A 23,766-nucleotide genomic window follows, 5' to 3' on the forward strand; every position below is an offset into this window, starting at 1 on the left:
TTATAAACATCCTCTATAGCCTGTTTCTGATTTGGGTACTCCTTTGCCGCGTCATTAAAGGGACGTTTAGAGATAATGTGCATGCGAACTCCAATTGACAATATGGCAACACTAACTCATGGTTGACAAACTGTCAACTTCAGGAATAGACAACTTTCTGCACGTCATCCTCGTGTAATCGAGGATCTCCTTAAGACAAGGAGCCGACGTTCGCATTTTGGGGTTTCAAACATTGGAAATTTTTTGAAATGGAAATAGGGGTAACTCTATACAGTTTCCAATTTGACAACTTGATTTGAAACGCAAACAATGAAGTTTGAGTTCGCAACCAATACGACACAATGCAGTCACCAAATACTTACATGGCCTTTATATCCTATCGGCATGCGGATAATACTGAGCAAGATAGGCAATGGGCCACGTGGCTGCATCAGCAGCTGGAAGTGTATGATGTACCGCCTGAGTTAATTGGTACCACAAACCTTCGTGGTGAAGTCATTCCTGAGCGGATTTACCCCGTGTTTCGTGACGAGGTATCGCTACCGGCTGATGCCGATTTAAGTAATTCTATTACCAGCGCGTTAGATAAATCTGCCTTTATGGTGGTGTTATGCTCGCCCCGAGCCACACAATCCAAATACGTGAATCAAGAAATCCTGCACTTTAAACAAACCGGCAAGCAAGACCGTATCATGGCAGCCCTATTACTCGGTGAGCCGAATGCGTCGATTGATGAATCAAAAATAGAAGACCCCGAAAGTGCAGCTACACTGGAGTGCTTCCCTGAAGCCTTGCAGTATCACTTAGACGCCGATGGCAATCTAAATAAAGGCTCTCAAACCGAGCCCATTGCGGCTGATTTTCGCCTGCCCGGTGGTGGTAAAGGTTTAACCAATCCTTCGGCATATAAAAAACACTTACTTGAGCAAGGCAAAAGCCGCAAGCAAGCAGAGCATTTAGCCACACTGTATGAAGAGCAATTGGCGAATGCCAAGCTGAAAATCATTGCAGGGATACTCGGGGTATCGCTTGAGCAGCTGACAACCCGAGACAAAGTTCACCAATTAAAACTAGCGCGCAAGAAAACGCGCCAAGTCAGCATTGTAGCCGGTGTCTTTGGCGTGTTATTCGTACTGGCAGGAATTGCCGGCACCATTGCTTATCAACAATACACTAAAGCGAATGAAGTGCTTGGCTCATTAAGTAGCAATTTACAGTTTATGAACTTTGAGTTGCGTGACGTGCTTAGAGCTTATGTCCCCACTGAGCAACGCTTACAAGTCAGTGAACAAATCGATGCTATATTGGCTCAGTTAGATGCCTACAGCATGGAAAGCAAAGAAGACCTTTTTCAAAAAGCCGTTGCTTTAACTCAAAAAGCGGATTTGCTCGCACAGAGTGATACAGCGGATTTGTCGCAAATACTAGCACTGTATCAACAAGCGCTGGCGATTAAAAAAGAACTCGCTGCGACTTCCCCGAAGGAAACCAGCTATCAACAAGCACTATCGGTATCGTATGAAAGGTTGGGCGATATCCAGCTGCGGTTAGGCAATACCGAAGCCGCTCTTGAGGCTTATCAGCAGGCGCTGACCATTAGAGAACAACTCGTTACACAAGACCCAGAAAATACCGGTTTTCAGAATGGCCTGTCGGTATCGTATATCAAGGTGGGCGATATCCAACTGCGGTTAGGCAATACCAATGCCGCCCTTGAGGCTTATCAGCAGGCGTTGACCATTAAAGAACAACTCGTTGCACAAGACCCGCAAAATACCGAGTTTCAGCGCAACCTGTCGGTATCGTATAATAAGAATGGCAATATCCAGCTGCGGTTAGGCAATACCAATACCGCCCTTGAGGCCTATCAGCAGGCGCTGACCATTGCGAAGCAACTCGTTGCACAAGACCCGCAAAATGCCGGTTTTCAGCGTGATTTGTCGGTATCGTATGAAAGGTTGGGCGATATCCAGCTGCAGTTAGGCAATACCAATGCCGCCCTTGAGGCCTATCAGCAGTCGTTGACTATAGCTAAGCAACTCATTGCACAAGACCCGCAAAATACCGGGTTTCAGAGTGATTTGTCGGTATCGTATAACAAGGTTGGCGATATCCAACTGCGGTTAGGCAATACCAAAGCCGCCCTTGAGGCCTATCAGCAGGCGTTGACCATTAGAGAACAACTCATTGCACAAGACCCGCAAAATACCGGGTTTCAGAGTGATTTGTCGGTATCGTATAATAAGAATGGCAATATCCAACTGCGGTTAGGCAATACCGAAGCCGCCCTTGAGGCCTATCAGCAGGCGTTGACCATTAGAGAACAACTCGTTGCACAAGACCCGCAAAATGCCGGTTTTCAGCGTGATTTGTCGGTATCGTATAACAAGGTTGGCGATACCCAGCTGCGCTTAGGCAATACCAATACCGCCCTTGAGGCCTATCAGCAGGCGTTGACCATTAGAGAAAAACCGTTGCACAAGACCCGCAAAATGCCGGTTTTCAGCGTAATTTGTTTGTAAGTTTGTGGAAATTGGCAGATACCCTAGAGAGCTTAGAAAAACATGAAGAGGCTAAGGATTTATGGCAACAGTGCCTTGAGCAACTGTTATTAATGCAGAGTAATGACACGCTCCAAGTCGATGACGTCCGATTCATTGAAATAGTCAGAAGTCGACTAGCTAACTACAACTGAAAAGCATGTATTGACTGTCTGCTTTAAGCCCTTCTTAACGTGGAGCTATTTCTGACTATTATCTTGGTGAGTCTGAATGTCTTCTGTGGTCATTAACAGCAATTATTTTGCTCCTTAGGTCCTATTGGTTTTTAGCGCAATACTTATTATCCATTGAACAGTTCATAGCGAGCCTCCTCGATTCAATAAAGTAGCTATTATTAAATAATTTGTTATTATGATTACTAAAGGAGACCGCAATGAACAATCAAGCTATTGCTCACAATCTAAAGCGATTGCGCTCAAACGCGCGATACAATCAGTCAGATCTAGCTGAAAAGGCTGGTATGTCTCTTAGTGGTTACCAAAAACTTGAGCGTGGAAAGGCTACTCCGAGAGCCGAGTCGATCAAAGCTCTAGCTCAAGCTCTACAAGTACCAATTCAAGAAATACTGGCTGAAGTGAAGCCTCTTAAGCATATTCGGTTTAGGTCTCTCAAAAGGCTTAAAACTAGGGAACAAATTATTTCTGATGTGGTTACTTGGTTGTATGACTTTAATTCTCTAGAAGAGCTTACTCAAGACAAGCAAGTAGCCGATTTACAAGAGTTTTACGCTTACAAGGAAAGTAATACCTGCGGAATACCTGAGCTTGCAAACTATTGCAGAAGTAAGTTTGGATTGGGTCCCAAGGAGCCAGTCATGGATATTTGTGGACTTCTCGAAGCAAGAGGAATTAAGGTCCGCTCTATTGAAGTGGAAACTGATTCATTTTTAGGGTTGTCAGTTAGTGAGCAAGAAGAAGGCGGCCCCGCTGTTATCGTTAATACTTGGAAGAGACTGCCGGTAGAAACTTGGATATTTAGCGCAGCCCACGAACTCGGTCACCTCCTGATGCATCTAAATGCATATGATATTGACCAAACTACCGAGATTGAAGAACAAGAGGCAGAAGCTGATCAATTTGCATCACATTTCCTTATGCCACAAGACGCCTTTGAAAGAGAATGGAATGAAGCGGCCGGCTTGAGTTTTGTGGATCGTGTCTTAAAGGTAAAAAAAGTCTTTAAAGTCAGTTGGAGGACTGTTCTTTATCGATACGCTGAAGATATGCCGTCTGAAAAGAAAAATAAGCTTTGGATGAATTTCAATATCGAGTTTAAACATCGTTACCGTAAATCTCTTCAGAAGCATACTGAACCGGTAGGCATTGAAAGCGACCATTACAGGATTAACCATAGGTATACCACTGCAAGCGAGCCCTTCAATCTTGATGTATTTGATTTTAGGGAAGATCGCTTACCATTCCTTGTAAGAAAGGCAGTTGAGAGTGGCAATATTTCACTTTCACGAGGGGCAGAAATACTGAGACTGCAGAATAAAGAAATGCGTCAACTGGCGTCTTCATGGGTTGGTTAATTCGGGAATAAATAGTGCCAGTAATAACAGATGCAAATGTCCTCATTGACTATGCCGATGCCGATATAATGATGCTGGCGTTATATTCAGAGAAGATTGAAAGAGTTGTTATACCTTCAGTTATTCTAGGTGAAGTTGAGCAACTTAGTCATGATGACTGTTTGCAGTATGGATTTGACGTAGTTGAAGAGGATCTAGAAGTTCTTTTTGAAGCATCAAATGCACAACATGGGCCCTTGTCTTTTCAAGACAAGGTTTGCTTGTATTTAGCAAAGAGCATTGGGGATATAACTTGTATTACAAACGAGAAAGCACTCCTGAAATTTTGCGAGGAAGATAACATACCAACGAAGCGAGGGTTGAAGCTGTTACTTGAACTCGCCGAACAAGGTTTTATTTCGAAAGACGAAGCCATTGGTACGGTTTACGCGATACACGAGTGCAATCCGCTTCATATTCACCAAGGCGTGGTAGAGGATTTTATTCGTCTTATCGGGTGACTCATGGTGAAAGCCGCGACGATCTGCATATGGTTACTAGTTACCTTTAACATGCACTAACAGTAACTAATCTGTCTTGATGCCTAAGTCAGAACGGCAGAGTTGGTTGGCATGACGGATTCAAAATCCGCCGCCCGCGAGTGTGCACCGTCCGAGTGTCGGCCCATCGCGTGGCGACCAATCAAAGTCCGCCGACTGGTACCATCTACATGACTCAGGTTTAATGGCCTTTTGTTAAGAGGCCAATTGTTGGTTGCGGTACTGACCAGGTGTTAAGCCTGTAAATTCCTTAAACGCTCGTGTAAACGGAGCCGAAGAAGCAAAGCCACTTTCAATACCAACAACTAATACTGGCCAGTCTTTTTTGTCGTCCGCACTTAACAGCGTCTTTGCATGCTCAACGCGCATTTGGTTAATGTAATGATTAAAGTTTTTGGCATTAAAGTGATTGAGCATAATGGCTCGGATACGATATTCAGGCACATCTAAGTCGCGAGCAATGTCGGCAACCCGCAAATTCGATTCCAAAAAGCGTTTTTCTTCTACAAACAAAGTATGAATTTTTTCGGCGAGTACATCTGCTTCCTGAGCGGAGGGTTCGCCATTTTGCTCTTGTAAGTCGACCTGTTGTCTGCGAAATCGAATCAGCGCGTAGGTACTTGTTAATATCAGGGTATAAGAAAAAACGACAAGCCAGTCTCGTCCTGCGCCAGCTAAGAAATGAGCTGGAAGCGCAGAGGCAATAAACACAACGCTGACAATTCCTGCAATGAGTGTCGATAAGTAAATAATGGATATTTTGCGCTGTATTGCAGTTGCATTTTGCAGTACTCGGTACCCTTCCCAAAACGCGAGGATGAGCATTCCAGAAGATAAAAGAGTAATCGCTTCAGATAAAATAGTGGTTAACACGGGGATCCAGTCTGTATTTGCCAACCACATTTGTTCAATAAAACGCAAAAGGTGCCTGAATATGATTGCTGCGGCTAGCAGCCCGACAAAAACCAGATGATGACGTTTGATTGAGTTAGATTTACGGAAAAACGCTCGAGCAAATATCCAGTATCCACTGCAGGTGGCAAAACCGAGTGAGCCTATCAAATGGTGGTAGGGTGCCCAAAAGTCACTGGTTAATATATATGACATATGCATAGAAGATGATGCACAGAAAAAGGCGAACGCTAAGTGAAAAAGGTTCTTTTCTCGGAGTTGATAATGAATGAAAGCTAGCACAACAGCGAGTACAATGACAAAGAGTTGTGCTATATGTAACAATTCCAATTCTTATTCCTCTTCAAACCTACCGCAATTTTACATCAAACTTTTTCAATTTCGAAAATCTTATTCTTTATTTGTGCATTTCGTAGATCGATTTTCAAATTTGATGCTTCTGGAGCCCTTGTTGATGGCAGCATAGCAGCGAATTTAGAAAACGAGGCATGCATATGCAAAATAAATCAGTTGTAGATATCGAAAAAGAAAACGGGGCGCCTTCAGTACCTCTTTGGAAAACATGGGGGCTGCGATTGTTTTTTGCTGGAATGGTGGTTGTTCTTGGTAAAAATCAGTTACTTTATATTTTAGACGGTGCGTCTGAATGGACGCCATGGAGAGGGTTAGGACATTCAATGTTGTTCGCACTTTCCCTGTTTGCAATAGGGGGGCTGTTGCGTCCATTAGCGTTTTTACCCCTTATGATTTACGAGGTGGTGTGGAAAGCCATTTGGCTGACGGTGGTTGCAATGCCTCCATTTCTGGCTGGAGACGAGATCCCTGCCATTGTCAGTGCAAAAGGATCGTTAATTGGGATTTGTTTAATATGCCTTGTGATCCCATGGAGATACGTTTGGTGGAAATACGTCACTCAACCTATAGAACCGTGGAGAAGAAAGAAGCAAGAGAATAGTAACAAGTATTAACGGTTTAGCAGGAGGCGCCATGACAAAACTTTGTGACTTTGATATCAACATCAAATTAAAGCTCAGTGCCATTTGGGGAACTGTCATGTCTTTATATATCTATTGTGATTATTTTGATTTGTACAGACCCGGAAAACTGGAGTCTATGATGGATGGTACTGCGCTTTTCGGCGGCATGAGTCAAGGGATAGTTCTGGGACTATCCTCAATATTGCTGGTAACAAGCTTAATGATTTGTTTATCGGTCCTTTTGCCACCCAAAATGAATAGGCTACTCAATATTGTTGTCGGGACAATAATGACGGTGATGATGGCATTAATTTGTTATGCTGATGGTTGGTATTTTTACAAAATGTACGCCGGTTTTGAGACAATACTCACGGCGTTGATAATTTGGCTCGCGTGGCATTGGCCGAGAGAAGGTAGCGTTTAGTAAGAGGGGAGTTGATACTTTTTTTAACTCTCCCAGCGTGAGAGTGTAAAAAGATCTGTGTAAGTGGCATTCTTAACCTGTTGAAAGGAATGCAGAATGCCAATATCAAACAAACTTATCGAACAGCTTCTTGATGGCTGTAACTCCCCTGACGATATTCTCGGCGAAGCCGGATTACTTAAGCAACTGACCAAGAAGGTTGCTGAGCGAGCGTTGAGTGCTGAGGTGGAACAACATCTTGGCTACGCCAAACATGCACCAGAGGGGAAAAACTCCGGCAATTCCCGTGACGGTAAATCCAGTAAGAAGGTGCGCTCTGTGCACGGTGAAATCGAGCTGGATATTCCACATGACCGCAATGGCAGTTTCGAGCCGCAGCTGGTCAAGAAAGGCGACAAGCAGCTCAATGGTTTCGATGGCCGTATCATCTCGCTGTATGCGCGAGGCATGACAACCCGTGATATTCAGGCGCATTTCGAAGAATCTTACGGCGTAGAAGTCTCACCAACCTTTATCTCACAAGTTACCAATGAAGAGCTGGATGAGGTAAAGCAATGGCAGCGACGTCCACTGGACGCATTATATCCTGTGGTTTACTTGGAGCTCGGCATCAACACCGATGGTGAAAAAGAGTTACTTGGCTTATGGATGGCACAAACCGAAGGCGCTAAGTTCTGGTTGTCTGTGATGAACGAACTTAAGAGCCGTGGCGGACAGGATATCTTCTTTGCTTGCTGCGATGGCCTAAAAGGCTTCCCTGAAGCCATCGAGGCGGTTTTACCCGAAAACACAGATACAACTGTGTATTGTACATCAAATTCGCCACTCGCTGCGCTATGTGAACTGGAAACAGCGCAAGGTCATTGCCGCTGACCTGAAACGTATTTACGGCGCGGCCTCACTAGCTGAAGCGGAGCTGGTCCTGTCATAGTCAGAGGTAAAAGCTCTACCTTCGCTTGCTGCTTCTTTTTCCGCTTGTTGATATGCCGATTTTGCTCTGGATAATCGGCCACCGCTTTCAAGGCAAGTTTCAAGAGTACTAAAGGCTTCGAAATTCATGGTTCGATTATAGGATGCACTCGACGAATCATGACATATGCCCGATGTGCTTTTCTTTACTTGGGCGTATGCGTTATTCGGAAACGTGCATGCGAATATAAAAAAGCTCAGTAGAATCAGTATTGATGTATTGCGAATTATGATTGCCTTATTCTTATTTCTTTTACATTAACGTTATGATGCCAAGGTTATTGATTATTATCACCGTTAAACGCATTTCTAACTTTTCCGATGTTAGTAATACCGAGTCTAAGAGGCTAGCACGAATCAGCTTCGTTGTAAGGCTTGCTAACTGCCGTGCTGAAAAAATTGAATAGTTGCTTTTAAGCTGCATTTGCCGTTGACTACCAATCAAACCTGAACAGCTGAAATACGTACGCAATTGAAAAAAGGCCTTGTCTGGCAATAAAAGACAAATAAAAGACATTGGAACAAGCAGCAACATTTTTGCTGCTTGATGTTACTCAATGACATTTACCACACTTTCTTTTTGTCTCCGTACCGAGTTATCCATCCCATCACATAAGCAAAAAGAAAAATAGCTGGCGTAAGCGATGCATTAGGCTCAATAAAAACCCAGCTAATAAAACCAAGCAACACCACAGTTATCTCAGCCGATATGGCAGAACGTTTAGTACGAGAGCCTGCCAGAGACATCTTGAACCACCAAGGTAGAGCTTTCCAGTTTTCGGAATCTTTATCTATCACTATGATTTCCTCCGTTAGTATTGAAATATCAACTTCAAAAACAGAGGCAAGGGACATCAATGTTTCAATGCTAGCTTTGTTTCCCGATTCAACTCTTTGAATCGTGCGCACGCTTAGCCCACAAAACTCCGCGAGCTGTTCCTGAGACCAATTACGTTCCATTCTCATCTTTTTGACAATCATTGAATTACCTCACCAATCTGCCGGAGAAAATCTTGCAGTAAATACATCACTGTCGGCCATGACAATGCTACGACATTAACATGACATCTATGATATTTAGCGATAATAACAGGTGAAAACGCTCAGGCTGACGAAATGATGACCTATCGTAAAGTTTGAAATTCAAAACTAGAGAGTGACAAATTGTGAAGGACCGGAAAACGTACGCAATTGAAAAAAGGCCTTGTCTGGCAATAAAAGACAAACAGCAGACGTTCAACGCCCGCATTTGCGGCTGGTTTGGAGCGCAACGGAAAACCAGCCCGACAACATGCGTTTGTTACATGCTTTCTTCAAGACTTTGCCACCTTTATCAATTTTCCTATTTGATCCATGCCGTCAAATGTTGATGGAAGACTGCCATCATCACTTACGATCCCTGAAAACACGACACTCTCAAACTTATCTAAAGAATTTGCATCCTTTTTCTTCATTTCGCTCGAATAATCTGAGTAGTTTTGAATAAATCGACAAAGCGTTTTTCTAAGATCTATCTGCAGAAGCTGTGATTTCACCGACTTATAGTTAAACAAAAGAACTCGAAAGTAATATACGGAAATTGCAACCAAGGACACCGTTGGGAAAATTGAAACCAAAAGCCCGTCCTTAACAGCGGCAATATTATCTAGGTGCATGTAAACAAAGATCAGCTCTGCAAATATTGGGGATACTATCAGAACCGATAAGACCCGGAGCCAAAACAATATCCCATCTCGCTCTTCTTTCTTTTCAGTCGAAAGCTCATCGAAACCTTGATACAAACCAACAAAATTGAACGCATTTTCATATTTTGACAAGGATTCTTTAAGTGAATTAACCCTAGCTTCTCTTTCCGACAGGTCAGAGTCCCAATCATCTTTTAGCTTTTCTGCTTTAGCAGAAACCTCATCGAAATTTTTCAGGCTATCTATAGCGTCGCTATTGGCTATAGCCTTGAAAATATTAATTGGCATATCACGAATCGCATATTCGATTTGTTCTTTTGCGTTGTGTTCAAATGAATCAACGTTGTTAAAAACAAATCGTCTGGCTGCTTCAAACTCCATAGCCAAATCGTTTTTCATGGAAAGGTATAGCTCGAACAGAAAGCGAAAGCACATCGAACAAATATTATCCATCCTTTCCTTGGAGAGCTCTTTTTCTTCATCAGCCAGACGACTAATGAATTGATCGCCAATCCATTGAATGTTTATCTGACAAAGTTCATCCCATTGTTTGGGCTTATTTTCCATTGAGCCTACTACTAACCGAATCAGGCTATTCCTTTGTTTTTCAAAATCGTCCGCAGGAGTCAAGCCGTCGACCTTATGTTTGAACTTAGCGAGAACCGTTTTGCTTTGATTGGTATTAAAGAGTTCTTCCATGTGGTTCCCTATTTATAATGCATGTAACTTCCCACTAAAGGACGTTAACACATGGTCTAAAATTAGTAGCGAAGTGACGCAGCCCATACGTTAGCGTCCCATCGAGAGAAGCGAGAGCCTTGTGTGGTTTGTTATATTGCATCTAAAAATTTCCTTGCTTTACTGATACTTAACTTACCTTCTAATACAGGTTTTGCAAGAATATAAATTAGATTTCTAAATACTTCGTAATTTAAATCTTCGCGCCCCTCTACGAGATAGGCCCACTCTTCAACTTTGTCATCAGATATTTCGCCATTAATATACATGCTCAGGGCTTTTTCAATATGGTGCAGTTGATTACTATTAGCCCCTCATCTGAGTCAAAAGGTAGCCCTTGAAATCTGGTTTTGGCACGCATTAAATTGGGGCCAAAATGGATGATTTCATTTAGTGCTTGGAGTCTATTCATTCTAGGCAATATAACCCCCGCAGCAGAGGTGCGAGTTTGCGAGCGTCCTTTTGCCTGCGTTTGTTATACGTTTTTTCTCGCAACCCACTGTGTATGTTCCCTTGAAAAAGCTGACTCACTGTTGATTATGAACTCGGATAGGTGATTCTCCTCTTTCACAGATACAGATTCACCCTTTATCAAAACAATTTCGTGAGCAGCTAAAGCATATGAGGAATTAAGCTCATTATGTTTTTTTGCTTGCACCCAAGTAAGAACCGCACTCGCCGCAGTAGCGACGACTTCAATAGGCAATGAGGCCGATGGCTCCTTAATACGATATAGCAGCAATAGTATTGCTAGGGAATGTAGCACTATTGAAACAACAAACCATCGTTTTGCTAAACGTTTGTTGAGCTGAGATTTTTTTGAATACCAGTGGGCTTGGTTATCAATTCTTTCTGAAACATATACTTCTAGACGCTTCTCCCAAGGTAACGATCGAACATCAATCATTGCACTTGAAATTGCCTCGCCTAAATCGGGAGTCCATTCCAGTTCATTTGATAACGACCTGTTTTGATTTAAAATTGCTTTAAGGTCATTTAGAAGCTCTTTTTGTATTTGCTGATTTGGTCCATCTGTTTCGTATGGCTCAGCCTTCATCATCCAACGCCACGTCCGTGTTTTAACAGATTCTGCGACAGCCCTTCCGTTGTACCATGTATCCTCTGGCTTCTGAACTTTTAGCCAAATTAGAATGCCTAGAGTGATTAGGAATAACGAAGCAGATGCTATAGCGGCGTATACATTTGCCGGATAAGAAAATGAGACGAGTGCAGCTATGATTAAGAGAATAAGATAGCATCTTAGAGCGTTAAAATATGAGCTTTGAGCTTTTAAAGAAGCACTATCCGCAGAGTTGTACAGTGCTGGAAAATCATCTTCCTTTATAATCACAATTAATACCCTAAGTTCGTGTAGACATGATCTTTGTAGTGATAATTATCGTTGTCATTATGCATTTCATAATTCTGGATTGCGTACGCTACTATTGCAGGCGAAAATGGGACGAAAATGGCTCCTATATCCCTGACTATAGGAGGGCACGTATCTCTGACCATGGATCTTGAGCCATCTAGATTAACCCCTATTATCGTACAGCCCTTTTCTATGGCAACCTCCGCTTCCCAACGAACGTATTTGTGCTTGCTTTTAGTGTCCTGCCCGATTAATAGGACATACTTTCCGGCCAAATTAATTCGTTCGCGACACTTTCGCTTAATGTAAGCTTCATTTTCAGAATTTACTTCAGCCTGAAGCTGACAATTCGCAAAATTGAAGTCAATATTTTTATTAGCTTTCCAAGCTTGCATTAGGCGCCAATAATGAATGTCGGTGCTACTGAATCCTACAAAAGTCCTTGGTAATGACATCGATCTCTCCTTACGAATAACAGCTTATTACCGAGACTTCATAGTAACACCTGTTTCCTGTAAAAAACCATTACCTGTGTTTCCATAGGAAAGAACTTTAGACGTCCGCTATACGTACCAAGCCGATCCTGATTTTCGTCAGGATGATGGGCTGATGGACGTACAAAATAGGCTAGCGACTTGTATATGTCGGGTGTTATACACGTTCAAAATAGCGTTCGATAAGTTCTGCCAACCGCTCATCAAGCGCTTCTTCAAAATCGTCAAATGCGATATTAAATTCAGCGAAGAAAGATCTAACACGCTGGGGTAACGCTATTTCTTTGTCCAATTGATATTCGATTTCAGGAAGAGACTTATCGTAACGCGGCTTTATCGACCAGCGGATGATCCCACCGTGAAAACTTTTAAGTTCAGATTTAGCATGGATACAAAATGCTTCAATATGATTCTTTCCATCAGGGCCCAAGCAACCGGGCTCAAGGCGAATCAATATCGACATCTTCTTGTATAGTGGCAAGCGTTCGGCCATGAGACCCCAACTATGAATGGCTTTGTTTTAAGTATTGGCACAAAACTTAACATGTGACAAATTACTGTGAAAATTCAACGAATACTGATAGCCAAATTGTTCTGCTCATTGTCTCAAGTGATTTCCGGCCTCGCGCTATTGAAGTTCAGGATATCGCACAAAGCTGTTTGAGATTTGTGCCATTCGCAGTCATTGGGCAACTGAGAATTGAATGATCGCTTTGGTTGTTTAATAAGCTGCCAAGAAAGACGCAATAATCGATATGCTTCAAATTGTCTCGGTCCATTTCAAGGCAATATTTCTATAGTATGGTCGTGCTCAGGAATGACTTCTTTTTTTAATTCGCGAGCAATTGTATTGCGGAAATTGATGGTATCTTGATGCAGCCTGATTTGCATACGAGCCATATCATGCTGGTTATTGATAACAATTGAAAGAAGCGCAGAAAGTTCTTTGTCTTGTCTAAGCTCTTTGAAATCAAATCGAGGACTGAGCATGGGGTCGGTCTTGCCGTAGCCTCGATCGATTTTTTTGTAAATTTCAAAAACCGCGGGCGAGCTATCGCGTCTATTCCGCGACACCACATATTTAATACGTTCTAATATTTCTAATAGTTGCCCAATTGCCAGTTTAACGTCTTCAGATTTGATCAGTTTTAAATCGCCCGCAGAAATTAATTCATTTAGCGTTGTTATATTGATATCGATACCGATATCCCTCTCAACCGTACTTATTCCATCTATAAAAGCCTGCTCATCATAAGCAGAGTCATCGGGAGCTCGCAACATTCGGTAGGTTTCAACGAGCTGTTGTCTTCTTTTTTGGAAGGCGGGAATTAGTATCTCTTGAAGCTCAATATTATTATCGAAGTCGATCAGAATACGCTCTAAATATTCAACGCTTCTGTTATTTTCAATCCGTTGATTATTCCATTCAGTGACTTGCAGACCCAGGAAAATCCCTGAGATCACTACCAATAAATCAAGGAAAACCGCTACCCAGTTTTGTTCATTAAGATTCAACATGAAACGACGAAGAAGCATATATAAATTCTCTGTTTTTTTAACTATTCAGAATAGTTAAGGTAACTATGCTGACATCATAGTCTATTTTCATACACATAGACTTTATGTTAGCAATGTTAGCTTCACTTTGAACTCACCGTTCCAAGCAGATCCTGATTTTCATCAGGATGACGGACGAATGTACGTAATAAGCAATTTAAACAAGTGACGACTAAAATCTTTAGTCGCCCCACGAGTAACGCTTAGTCGTTTTTATCTTTCGAGCTAAACAGGCCTATTATCCCTTGGAATAACACGTTGATCCCACCCGCAACAATATCATCATTTTTTATTCTATTGTCGGCGCTTCCCGTTTCTCTGATTTGCTTAGCTTGGCGCTGCTCGTAATTTGATTCAGCACCATCAACAAAGTCGTAGAAGGCTGGTTGATTTTTTGTGCTAGCACAGCCAGCAAACAATGTGGTTAAACAGACCAACACAGCGATCCGCAATCTCGTTTTCATGTATCTCCCTTATATTTAAATTCCCGCCTCATGCCTGCTAAAGGCCGCGATTGGTATTAGTTCATGAGAGCGCTGATTAGTTCACTCAAATGTATACGCTAGCGATTAACGTGCAGCATGAGGAATTGAAGATTAACTGGCTTACTATTGGATGAAATACCCTATTGCTAACCACTCATCTCCTTCTTTTTTCATGGTTAGGGTTTCTATAGCATGTGCTTTGTGAGCAAACTGTGAAGTTATCGACAATACAACGTATTCTCCATCAGGCGCTCCGGGTAAGGAAGCGTGTTCAGAGGAGCCCGATACTTCACGAGCCAACAATTGTCCAAATGGCGCTCTGGCTTTTTGTATAGTCTCAGCCCACTGTTTAACTGATACTTGTGCCTTAAATAAGGGAGCGGTTTCTGCCCAACTAGCCTCGTATTGTTCAGCATCGACGAGCGCCAGCCAAGATAACCCGCGATCAGCGGCTGAAGGAGTATTGGTGTATGCCGAAAATGACAACAACAATGAAAAGCAAAACAAACCTAGTCGTTTCATGATTAATTCCTTTTAATAGAGATTTAGGCAAAAACAAGGCGGTATTCTTCATCAGCAGTGGCCGAACATCAAGCGTACTGGCCACTGCTTAAAATTACTAGAAACATCCTTGTTCAACAAGCGTTGCAGACAATTTCCATATTTACGTTTACACGATGCGACGGTGCATTAATCGATACACGGCCGGGATCACTAACATTGATACGAGCGGACTAACGATCATGCCGCCCAACATAGGTGCAGCGATACGCTGCATCACTTCACTGCCGCTACCATCACCTAGCATCAACGGTATCAGGCCCGCAATAATAGTGAATACAGCAATTGCTTTGGGTCTAACGCGTTGTATTGCGCCATGGCGGATGCGCTCATCTGCACTACCATCATGTTGCTGCCAACTGTTGTTCAAGTACAGCAGCATTACAACCCCAAATTCTGCTGCAACACCAGCCAATGCAATCATGCCCACGGCCAATGCTACCGACAACTGAAAATCAAGCCAATACACCGCCCACAGTGATCCTGACAGGGCTACAGGTAAGGTTGCCATGACGAGCAATGCCTGCCATGTTTGCTTAAATAGCAACTGCAATATCACAAAAATAATCAGCAAGGTCGCCGGTATAATCCAGGTTAACTTTTCCTCAACACGCTGCTGATATTCATATTGACCCGCAACGCTCCACGTTACTTTTTGCGGCAATGTGATATTTTCCATCACCTTATTCAGCTCTTTGACATAATCGCCAATGACCACCTCGGGCTTTAAGTCAATAAACACCCAGCCTATCTTTCTCGTATTCTCAGACTTAATTAACGACGGGCCATCAATGATTTTAATATCAGCCACTTGCTCTAACGTGACCCATGCACCATTAGGACTGACGAAAGGTAGCGTTTTGATAGATTCCAAATCCGTACGGTAACTGCGTGGATACCGGAGGTTGATTGGGAAACGTTCGGTTCCTTGAACGGATTCACCGACAGCTTGCCCTCCTATTGCCATGCGCACCACATCCTGAATATCATCAATACTCAGTCCATACTGATTTGCAGCGAAACGGTTCGGTGTAATATCCAAATAACGCCCTAAAAGCGGCCGTTCTCCGATAACCGAAGACGTACCATCAATTTCTGTTAACGCTTTTTCGATAGTACTTGTCGCTTGCGATATGCTGGCTAAATCGTCGCCTGATAGCTTTATTCCAACAGGTGTTTTGACACCGGTACTTAACATATCGATACGGGTTTTGATTGGCTGTACCCATGCATTGGTGAGTCCCGGAAATTGCACTTTGGAATCTAGCTCTTCAATAATATCGGCTAGTTCAACACCTTGTCGCCAATCAACTCTAGGCTTAAGTTGGATAGTGGTTTCTATCATGGTAAGCGGCGCTGGATCCGTAGCGGTTTCAGCTCGGCCCACTTTACCAAAAACGGTTTCCACTTCAGGTACCGTTCTGATGATACGGTCGGTTTGTTGCAGGATTTGCCCTGCTTCCTGAATAGAGACGCCCGGCAACGTGGTCGGCATATAAAGCAAATCGCCTTCATCAAAGGTTGGCATAAACTCACTGCCTAACTTTTGCCATGGGTAGATAGCAGACGCGCCCACCCCAATCGCTAGCACGACCACCAACCACGGCCAGCGCAACGCGCCATTCAAGAATGGCTTATACAACGCCTTTAAACCTCGATTGAGCCAGTTACTTTCCTCATGTCGGGCTTTGCCGCGCAAGAATAAATAAATCAACGCAGGTACTAAGGTGAGCGATAAGACTGCGGCAGCCGCCATTACGAATGTTTTAGTGTAAGCGAGTGGTGAAAATAGTTTCCCTTCTTGCCCCTCCAACACAAAGATCGGGGTGAAACTTAAGGTGATGATCAGTAACGAGAAAAACAGTGCTGGGCCGACTTCAACACAGGCTTTTCGCACTAATTCTCTATGCTGATGTTTGTCTTTGCTATCAGAAGCAGCCTCCTGATGTTTCTGCACATTTTCAACCATCACAATGGCAGCATCAACAAGTGCACCAATTGCAATTGCAATCCCGCCCAGAGACATAAGGTTGGCATTGATATCAAATGCCCTCATCAATGCAAATCCCAAAAGCAAAGCACTGGGTAGACACACGGCGATGATCAGGGTAGCTCTAACGTGCATTAGAAAAAGTCCGCACACCACTACCACGACAAGCATTTCTTGAATTAATTTGTCTTGTAGGTATTGAATCGCCCGCGTAATCAACCCGGTTCTATCATAAGCCGTTTCAATTGTGACACCATCCGGTAAAGCTGACTTGATTTGCTCGAGCTTCTCTTTCACCGACTGGATGACGGACAGAGCATTCTCACCATCTCGCATGACAACAATACCACCAACGACTTCTCCCTCTCCGTTCCATTCTGCGACGCCACGTCGCGTCTGAGGCCCCAGTCGTAGCGTTGCCACATCTTGCAACTGAACAGGGGTTCCCAATGCGTTTTTTACGCCTATAGGGATCTCAGCTAAATCATCCAACGACGTAAGATAGCCATCACTGCGCACCATGAACTCGGCTTCACCTAACTCTACAACCGAACCACCAACGGAATTGTTGGCGGCGTTAATAGCCATTGATACATCTGAGAGTGTGAGTTTGTAATGTAGCAGTTTGAGCGGATCGACGACCACTTGATAGGTTTGTACCATTCCCCCCACTTTTGCGATTTCACTCACGCCAGATACAGACTGTAACTCAGGCTCAATAAACCAATCTTGCAAGCGAGTCAGGTCAGCCAGATGATGGTCCCCACTCGTATCTCTCAGTATGTATTGAAAAATCCAGCCAACGCCCGATGCATCTGGCCCCAACTCTACTGAGACGTTTTCCGGCAGAAGTCTTTGCGCTTGGTTTAAGTATTCCAGTACCCGAGAACGCGCCCAGTATAAATCCGTTCCTTTTGCAAAAATCACATACAAATAGGCGTCACCAAAAAACGAAAAACCTCGCACAGTCTCACTGCCAGGCACAGACATCAGTAAACTTGAAAGCGGATAAGTGATTTGTTGTTCGACTAAATCGGGTGATTGCCCAGGGTAATTTACTTTTACAATGACTTGGACGTCACTCAAATCAGGTATGGCATCGACCGGCGTATTGATCATGGCGCGATAGCCCAATGCGAGCAACAAACCAGAAATCAGCAACACCAACATTGGCGATCGCAAGCTAGCGGTAATAATTTTAGTTAACATTGACCGCTCCTAATGTTGATGACCCATTGGCATAGCGTCTCCCGCAGTTGCCACGTTGTTCAAATTGGCTTCTGCATCCAACAGGAATTGTCCTGACGTCACTATCCGTTCACCTTCATTCAAGCCATGTCTGATCTCAGCCCTGCCCTGCGTTACAATTCCCACTTCAACATCCCGCCGTTCGAAGCGTCCATTTTCCATTTGCACAAACACACGGTTGTGTTTTTCTGTTTGTATTAAGGCTTCAACAGGAATGTTTAACGCCAATAAAGGCCCAGCGTATATGCGCACCGTGGCCAGCATGTCAGGTTTTAAGCGTTGTTGAGGATTCTCCAAGGCCAATCGAACTTGCAGGGTACGAGAAACGGGGTCGAGAGTTGGATAGATAAACTCTACGTTGCCTTCCAACTGATAGATATCGAGTGCAGGTAAATCGATTTCAACTGCCTTACCCACTTTTACCCAATCAATTTGATGTTCAAATACATCCGCAATAACCCATACGCGTGACAAATCAGCCAATGTCATAATGCTCACGTTGGGCTCTACATACATCCCTTCTCGCACATCAAGCGCTGATACAATGCCATCATGCTGCGCGTAATAAGGAACGCGATAGAACACCTTCCTTTTTTGCATGAGCTCGGCTATCAATTTATCACTGAGCCCAAGCAGACTGAGACGTCGTTTGCTGCGTTCAAGCAAGAGCGAATTTTTTGCATCTGAAGACAGCAGCAAAAGAAAGTCCTCTTGCGCGACTAACAATTCGGGCGAATAGATCTCATAGAGTAACTCGCCTTTTTTTACATTTTGCCCTAGCGAATTGACCGTTAATGTTTCTAACCAACCCGATGTTCTTGGGTGAATATGATTCAAGCCAGTTTCATCAAACTGAACTGAACCGTATGTGTTGATAAAGCGCCACATTCTACTTTCTTGAGCAATTTCAGTAGTAAGCGCCATGGCTTGCTGCATTTCACCCGTAACACCAACATCAACCGACATCGACATTTTTTGCTCTCTGGGCACAAGATCCATTCCGCATATCGGACAGGTGCCCGCATGGTCTTTGACGATATGGCTGTGCATGGGGCATACATAGCGCACAGCCGGTGATGTCAGTTCATCGAGCGCTGACGGATTTGATGATGCTTGCGCAAATACGCCAAGCGGGGAAAAACTTAACAATAATAACGAAAATAGAGCGTATTTCACGCAAACCTCCTGACTAAACCAAAAACGTAAAAAAACGAATGGTTTAACCAATAGGCGGGATGACAGACTCTCTGAAGGGGGATTCGGGCAATACTGCAACGCCACCAATAATGGCATTAGTAGGTGTTACAGGCAAAACGCCACACAATGACACGAGCGCGAGGCTACTAGTACCAATATCTGTGCCGCATTTTCCACAATCATTATCACAATTGTGCACTAAGCCAGACGACATGTTTTGCTCATCACAGCAATCATGCTGGCTATCACTCATAGTCGCTATGGGGTCCATGTCACAACACTCTGATGAGTCATGGCTAGATGTGGGTGCTTGCTTTGAATGAGTCATATTGTTGTGTGCAGTGTCATGCGGCATCGCCGATACATGCTGGTTCGACCCGCTATAGCTGATAGCAGGGAAGCTCAACATGAGTAAACACAGGTACACAAAAACAGTCTTCATGTAAGGCAGTATACTCAAACCACAAAAACATTCCTAGTTGTATAAGATATACGTGATAAGAATAGCGACGAAGCGCAAATACGGCTTAGCCAGACAGGGACGGTAAACTGCTTAATCCTAAGACTAAAACCCACGTAGCGAAAAACACTTTTAATTTGGTCGCTGAAAACATCAGCACAACCCGTTTGGCAATGATCCCCCCTATCACCGCACCAGCGCCGGCAAACAACAGGACCGGCCAATAAATCCCGTCAGTAATAAAAGCGTGATATCCAACAGCGCCCCATACCGTAAAAGCACTCAGTATCACTGCAACTGCAATAGAAAAGGTTACGTTGAAGCCCCTTACAATTAAATACACAGCAACCAACTCACCGACACCAACAGATAACCATGCGGTCACGGCACCACCTAGCAGCCCAATAATCATTAGCGATATCACATCGTAAAATACAAAGGTACGCTCGAATTTTGTTCGCTTGAGCATTGGAATTGAGGCGTAAATCGCAAGCGCCAATAGTACGGAAAATATCCCGAACCAAAGATGCAGTTGATTCACACCTCCACTATGCAAATTAAAACTGTCCGTAAGTTCTAATAACTGCACGATCCAGACACCTACCCAGCTTGTGGGTATCGTAACAAGCAGTGCTTTACCCAACATTTGCCACTCTTCTGAGAGACGATGATTTGCCCGATAATAGCGATACCAGGTCACTGCTCCAGCGGACATACCACAACATTGGATAGCGAAACTTGTGGCAACAATAGTCGTCGCCGAAAACCCTAACTGGTTAAAAAATGGCACAAAAATGACGCCACCACCTGCACCAGTAGCATTTGCAAAGATCGCCCCGGTTATTCCAAGCGCAGCAAAACCACCATACCCCGAGAAAAGTTCTAATGTATTAGGCAAGGTAAAGAGCAAGGCTAACCAAGCCAGTAAAAGCACAAAGCGAAAAGGATGACGCGCGATTACACTGTACAAATTTTATTCTTACCTTTAATTTAAGCGGCTGTGACTGTGCCAGATTTTTTATCGCAGTTCCAACATCTTTAGCGGTGATCACTTGGTTGAATTTTTGAGTATCAAGTACATGATAGAAATAATACAACTCGATGAAAACGCCAGAGCAATACGGATGATGCCAAACCGCTCAGCCACTTGGCTAGACACCAAGTTTTTGATGTTGGCCATGGTCGTGTTTGTTATGTTTATCGCCATAGCATGGGCTTTTGTCGGGGCTTGGGTCATTCTACCATTTGCGGGATTTGAAGTTGGATTATTGGCATTTATTATGTACCGCGTATCACAGCGTACCTATCATAATGAAATCATTACCATTAGCGCTGACAATGTCACAATCCAACGTGGCCAATATCCGTCAACAAGCTTCAAAGAAGAGCTCACATTATCGCGTAACGAATTGCATGTTGACGTTACCGAAACCGAACAGGATTGGCACCTACCTCAAATACACTTCATTACACCGAGTAAGCACTACTGCATCGGTGATTTCTTAAACTTGTCCGATCGAAAAGCGCTGGTTTATGAGTTGAAAGGGTGCGGCATTCCAACCTGTCGCACCCATTGGTGGAAGGAACATTAATCTTGATTAAATCGCATCACATGCATCGTACGAGGGTCAACTTCACCGTTTAAAAAAGCCTGAAACTCCTTCACGATGGCTTGCACACCTGTATGAGACTGCTCTTGTAATATTGATTGGAAATGTTCAATAAAACCACGCCAATGCTGGACGTATCGCTCTTGAAACGTCTTAGCTCCCCATGACTTAGTAAAATTGCGTACCTCATCGGGTGCAAAAAACACATGACCAACAGTGCTAGTGCGGGCAATTTCCTGCGCCCCAACATCCGTTGCACCGATCAATAGCGTTCTTTCTTTTGCATTTTCATGGCTTGCTCGCCACCCGACTAAACGTGATTGGTCCCCGGCAAAATCCAGTAACCAGTCACTGTTACCGATCGTATTTTCATCCAACTGATCATAAGTGAACACGCTGTCGTAACACCCTGTCTGCTCAACAAAATCAACCTGTTTAGCCGATGTAATCCCCATCAAACGTGCATTAGGCATTACTTCTCGCAATATTTGTGCAGTGCCATAAGCCGTTTTGCTAGAGGCACTTGTCATCCAGATAGTCGCTTGTTCATCGCATTTCCGCTCTTTTAACGCATAAGCCAGTACAAACGACGTAGTAAACAAAGGGCGAAACGTCAGGATCCAGGTTTTCAGTGCATCAGAATAACTCGGGTCCGTTTTACAGCGTATGTACTGATCATACACGGGCGATATTGACTGCCGTTTTGGGTTAACGTCCATGAATGAATGGTCGGTGATTTTATCCGCATGCACCACTAGGTGAGTTGCCATCGGTAAGTAACCGTACACTTGCTCACCCACTTCCAGTTCAGGCGTATTAGACTCAATCACGGTAGCAAAGCCCCACACAGGTGTAATGCCATATCCCGCTGAAGCTGGGAAAAAGCCCCAATAGCCAAAACGGTCACCCAGTAGCGCGTAAGTAATGTTGTTTGATGAAAATCCAAATTCTTCCGTTTTCAGCACAACGGCATTATCAGCAGGATCATTATGGAATGAGGAATCAATCTGACGTAGGTTCATCAGTGCATCTTTTTGCACTTCGATTTCACTGCGTGAGTATTGCATGACGGTATCTCCTTAAAAGTCAGAACATAATCCTAGTTAATTCAAAATAGATCTGCGCTCATTTTTATGAATATACGCATACCCAGTTTAATTTATTCGAAAAGCCTAGAAATAATGCTTATGATTGTTTGAAAGCTTAGATGGAGTATAAGTAAATGACCAAACCTTTTGATGTTGTTGTCTTCGGTGCAACCAGTTTCGTCGGTAAAATCACCTGTCGCTATTTAGCTCAGCATTACAGCAACTCAGATGTTAGTTGGGCGATTGCTGCTCGTTCACAATCTAAGTTAGATGAACTGAGTAAAACAATGCAATTAGACAATATTCCCCAAATCATTGCCGATGCTGATGACCAAGCCAGTATTGACGCACTAGCACAGCAAACCCGTGTGGTTATTTCAACCGTTGGGCCTTATGCGTTGTATGGTGAGCCCATGATCAAGGCGTGTTGTGAATACGGAACCGATTATGTGGATTTAACTGGCGAGCCGCAATGGATCAGGGCGATGTTAGATAAATACGAAACGCAGGCTGCAGCTAGTGGTGCACGGATCGTCAATTGTTGTGGCTTCGATTCAATCCCCTCAGATTTGGGCGTTTATTACTTACAGCAAGAAGCGGAGAAAGCATTTGGAGAATGCTGTGACCAAGTAAAAACCCGCGTTAAAGCGATGAAAGGTGGCGCCTCGGGTGGCACTGTTGCGTCACTGATCAATGTCGTCAAACAGGCTTCAAGTGATGCAAAGCTCCGAAAACTCCTCGCAAATCCCTACGCGCTGTGCCCCAAAGAGCATCCTTTTAAGGCTTATCAACATAACGTATCTCATGCGAAGTTTGAAACGGAAACAGGCAGTTGGGTTGCCCCTTTTATAATGGCCAGTATTAATACACGAGTCGTGCATCGCACCAACGCATTGCTCGGCGCGAAGTATGGCGAGCGCTTCTTGTATGATGAAGCAATGATGACCGGTAAAAACGCCAAGGGTGGCATCATGGGTTGGACCGTCACCGCAGCGATCTCTGGACTCATGGTAGGTGCTGCGATTCCTCCCACCCGCTGGCTGTTAGAGAATACCATTCTACCTAAGCCTGGCGAGGGGCCGAGTGAAGAGGAACAAGAGAAAGGATTCTTCGATTTCCGCATTTTTGGCATCACCCCAAGCAACAAACAAATCACAGTGAAAGTAACCGGTGATCGTGATCCGGGTTATGGCTCTACGGCTAAGATGCTTGCAGAATCAGCCATTTGCTTAGCCAAAGATGAAGATATGCAAGAAGTACCAGGAGGCTTTCATACGCCGGCGTTTGCCTTCGGGGAACACTTGATTAAACGATTAGAAACCAATGCTGGGCTAACATTCAGCGTTTTGACACAACAGTAGTATCCAA

21 protein-coding genes and 1 pseudogene are annotated in these 23,766 nt (G+C 43.8%); 8 read left to right on the forward strand and 14 right to left on the reverse strand.

Annotated features, from left to right (window positions below; translation table 11 throughout):
- Positions 1–341 precede the first annotated feature (341 nt).
- From CSH93_RS17145 to CSH93_RS17155, 3 genes are all read left to right on the forward strand, one after another.
- Positions 342–2,522 carry a toll/interleukin-1 receptor domain-containing protein gene (locus CSH93_RS17145; RefSeq protein WP_100644596.1) on the forward strand — a complete coding sequence of 727 codons (2,181 nt, stop codon included), beginning with the start codon at positions 342–344 and terminating at the stop codon, positions 2,520–2,522.
- A gap of 412 nt (positions 2,523–2,934) precedes the next feature.
- Positions 2,935–4,092 carry a helix-turn-helix domain-containing protein gene (locus tag CSH93_RS17150; RefSeq protein ID WP_100644597.1) on the forward strand — a complete coding sequence of 386 codons (1,158 nt, stop codon included), beginning with the start codon at positions 2,935–2,937 and terminating at the stop codon, positions 4,090–4,092.
- A 14-nt stretch (positions 4,093–4,106) separates the two neighbouring features.
- Positions 4,107–4,592 carry a PIN domain-containing protein gene (locus CSH93_RS17155; RefSeq protein WP_100644598.1) on the forward strand — a complete coding sequence of 162 codons (486 nt, stop codon included), beginning with the start codon at positions 4,107–4,109 and terminating at the stop codon, positions 4,590–4,592.
- A 234-nt stretch (positions 4,593–4,826) separates the two neighbouring features.
- Here the strand turns inward: CSH93_RS17155 and CSH93_RS17160 are convergent, their stop codons facing one another.
- Positions 4,827–5,873, reverse strand: coding sequence for a helix-turn-helix domain-containing protein (locus CSH93_RS17160; RefSeq protein ID WP_100644599.1), 1,047 nt, complete (start codon positions 5,871–5,873; stop codon positions 4,827–4,829).
- A 164-nt stretch (positions 5,874–6,037) separates the two neighbouring features.
- Between CSH93_RS17160 and CSH93_RS17165 the strand changes: the two genes are divergently transcribed.
- From CSH93_RS17165 to CSH93_RS17175, 3 genes and pseudogenes are all read left to right on the forward strand, one after another.
- Positions 6,038–6,511, forward strand: a complete 474-nt coding sequence (locus CSH93_RS17165; RefSeq protein ID WP_100644600.1) for a hypothetical protein — start codon at positions 6,038–6,040, stop codon at positions 6,509–6,511.
- A 19-nt stretch (positions 6,512–6,530) separates the two neighbouring features.
- Entirely contained in the window at positions 6,531–6,944 is a 414-nt protein-coding gene (locus CSH93_RS17170) for a DUF6326 family protein (protein WP_100644601.1), read from the forward strand.
- A 96-nt stretch (positions 6,945–7,040) separates the two neighbouring features.
- Positions 7,041–7,869 (forward strand): annotated as a pseudogene (locus CSH93_RS17175) (IS256 family transposase); the annotation flags it as partial.
- Between the two features lie 608 nt (positions 7,870–8,477).
- Here the strand turns inward: CSH93_RS17175 and CSH93_RS17185 are convergent.
- The 12 genes from CSH93_RS17185 to CSH93_RS17235 form a co-directional block, all read right to left on the reverse strand.
- Complete coding sequence (locus tag CSH93_RS17185) at positions 8,478–8,894, reverse strand: helix-turn-helix domain-containing protein (RefSeq protein ID WP_100644603.1); 417 nt, start codon at positions 8,892–8,894, stop codon at positions 8,478–8,480.
- Positions 8,895–9,226: 332 nt separating this feature from the next.
- The gene (locus tag CSH93_RS17190) at positions 9,227–10,297 is read right to left on the reverse strand and encodes a hypothetical protein (RefSeq protein WP_100644604.1); all 1,071 of its coding nucleotides are present in this window, start codon (positions 10,295–10,297) and stop codon (positions 9,227–9,229) included.
- Positions 10,298–10,811: 514 nt separating this feature from the next.
- Positions 10,812–11,687 carry a DUF4231 domain-containing protein gene (locus CSH93_RS17195; protein ID WP_240615649.1) on the reverse strand — a complete coding sequence of 292 codons (876 nt, stop codon included), beginning with the start codon at positions 11,685–11,687 and terminating at the stop codon, positions 10,812–10,814.
- A 2-nt stretch (positions 11,688–11,689) separates the two neighbouring features.
- A complete protein-coding gene (locus CSH93_RS17200; protein ID WP_100644606.1) occupies positions 11,690–12,163 on the reverse strand; it encodes a TIR domain-containing protein in 474 nt (157 codons plus the stop codon).
- Between the two features lie 196 nt (positions 12,164–12,359).
- Entirely contained in the window at positions 12,360–12,695 is a 336-nt protein-coding gene (locus CSH93_RS17205) for a hypothetical protein (RefSeq protein ID WP_100644607.1), read from the reverse strand.
- A gap of 287 nt (positions 12,696–12,982) precedes the next feature.
- On the reverse strand, positions 12,983–13,738 hold the full coding sequence (locus CSH93_RS17210) for a hypothetical protein (protein ID WP_100644608.1): 756 nt from the start codon (positions 13,736–13,738) through the stop codon (positions 12,983–12,985).
- A 224-nt stretch (positions 13,739–13,962) separates the two neighbouring features.
- Positions 13,963–14,223: a hypothetical protein gene (locus CSH93_RS17215; RefSeq protein WP_100644609.1), complete on the reverse strand. Its 261-nt coding sequence runs from the start codon at positions 14,221–14,223 to the stop codon at positions 13,963–13,965.
- A 144-nt stretch (positions 14,224–14,367) separates the two neighbouring features.
- Positions 14,368–14,766, reverse strand: coding sequence for a DUF4019 domain-containing protein (locus CSH93_RS17220; RefSeq protein WP_100644610.1), 399 nt, complete (start codon positions 14,764–14,766; stop codon positions 14,368–14,370).
- A gap of 148 nt (positions 14,767–14,914) precedes the next feature.
- Positions 14,915–18,004 (reverse strand): efflux RND transporter permease subunit, encoded by a 3,090-nt coding sequence (locus tag CSH93_RS17225; protein ID WP_100644611.1) that lies wholly within the window; start codon positions 18,002–18,004, stop codon positions 14,915–14,917.
- Positions 18,005–18,013: 9 nt separating this feature from the next.
- Entirely contained in the window at positions 18,014–19,219 is a 1,206-nt protein-coding gene (locus CSH93_RS17230) for an efflux RND transporter periplasmic adaptor subunit (protein ID WP_164078404.1), read from the reverse strand.
- Between the two features lie 43 nt (positions 19,220–19,262).
- Positions 19,263–19,682, reverse strand: coding sequence for a hypothetical protein (locus CSH93_RS17855; RefSeq protein ID WP_124749002.1), 420 nt, complete (start codon positions 19,680–19,682; stop codon positions 19,263–19,265).
- 85 nt (positions 19,683–19,767) lie between these two features.
- Positions 19,768–20,670, reverse strand: coding sequence for a sulfite exporter TauE/SafE family protein (locus tag CSH93_RS17235; protein ID WP_100644613.1), 903 nt, complete (start codon positions 20,668–20,670; stop codon positions 19,768–19,770).
- Between the two features lie 109 nt (positions 20,671–20,779).
- Between CSH93_RS17235 and CSH93_RS17240 the strand changes: the two genes are divergently transcribed.
- Positions 20,780–21,292, forward strand: coding sequence for a DUF2244 domain-containing protein (locus CSH93_RS17240; protein ID WP_124749003.1), 513 nt, complete (start codon positions 20,780–20,782; stop codon positions 21,290–21,292).
- On the opposite strand, the gene CSH93_RS17245 is transcribed toward CSH93_RS17240, so the two are convergent.
- On the reverse strand, positions 21,289–22,377 hold the full coding sequence (locus tag CSH93_RS17245; RefSeq protein ID WP_100644615.1) for a DUF2855 family protein: 1,089 nt from the start codon (positions 22,375–22,377) through the stop codon (positions 21,289–21,291). The genes CSH93_RS17240 and CSH93_RS17245 overlap by 4 nt on opposite strands.
- 155 nt (positions 22,378–22,532) lie before the next feature.
- Between CSH93_RS17245 and CSH93_RS17250 the strand changes: the two genes are divergently transcribed.
- Positions 22,533–23,759: a saccharopine dehydrogenase family protein gene (locus CSH93_RS17250; RefSeq protein ID WP_100644616.1), complete on the forward strand. Its 1,227-nt coding sequence runs from the start codon at positions 22,533–22,535 to the stop codon at positions 23,757–23,759.
- Positions 23,760–23,766: the final 7 nt, after the last annotated feature.

The organism is Neoalteromonas facilis (assembly GCF_002807665.1).
GTDB lineage: Bacteria > Pseudomonadota > Gammaproteobacteria > Enterobacterales > Alteromonadaceae > Alteromonas_E > Alteromonas_E facilis.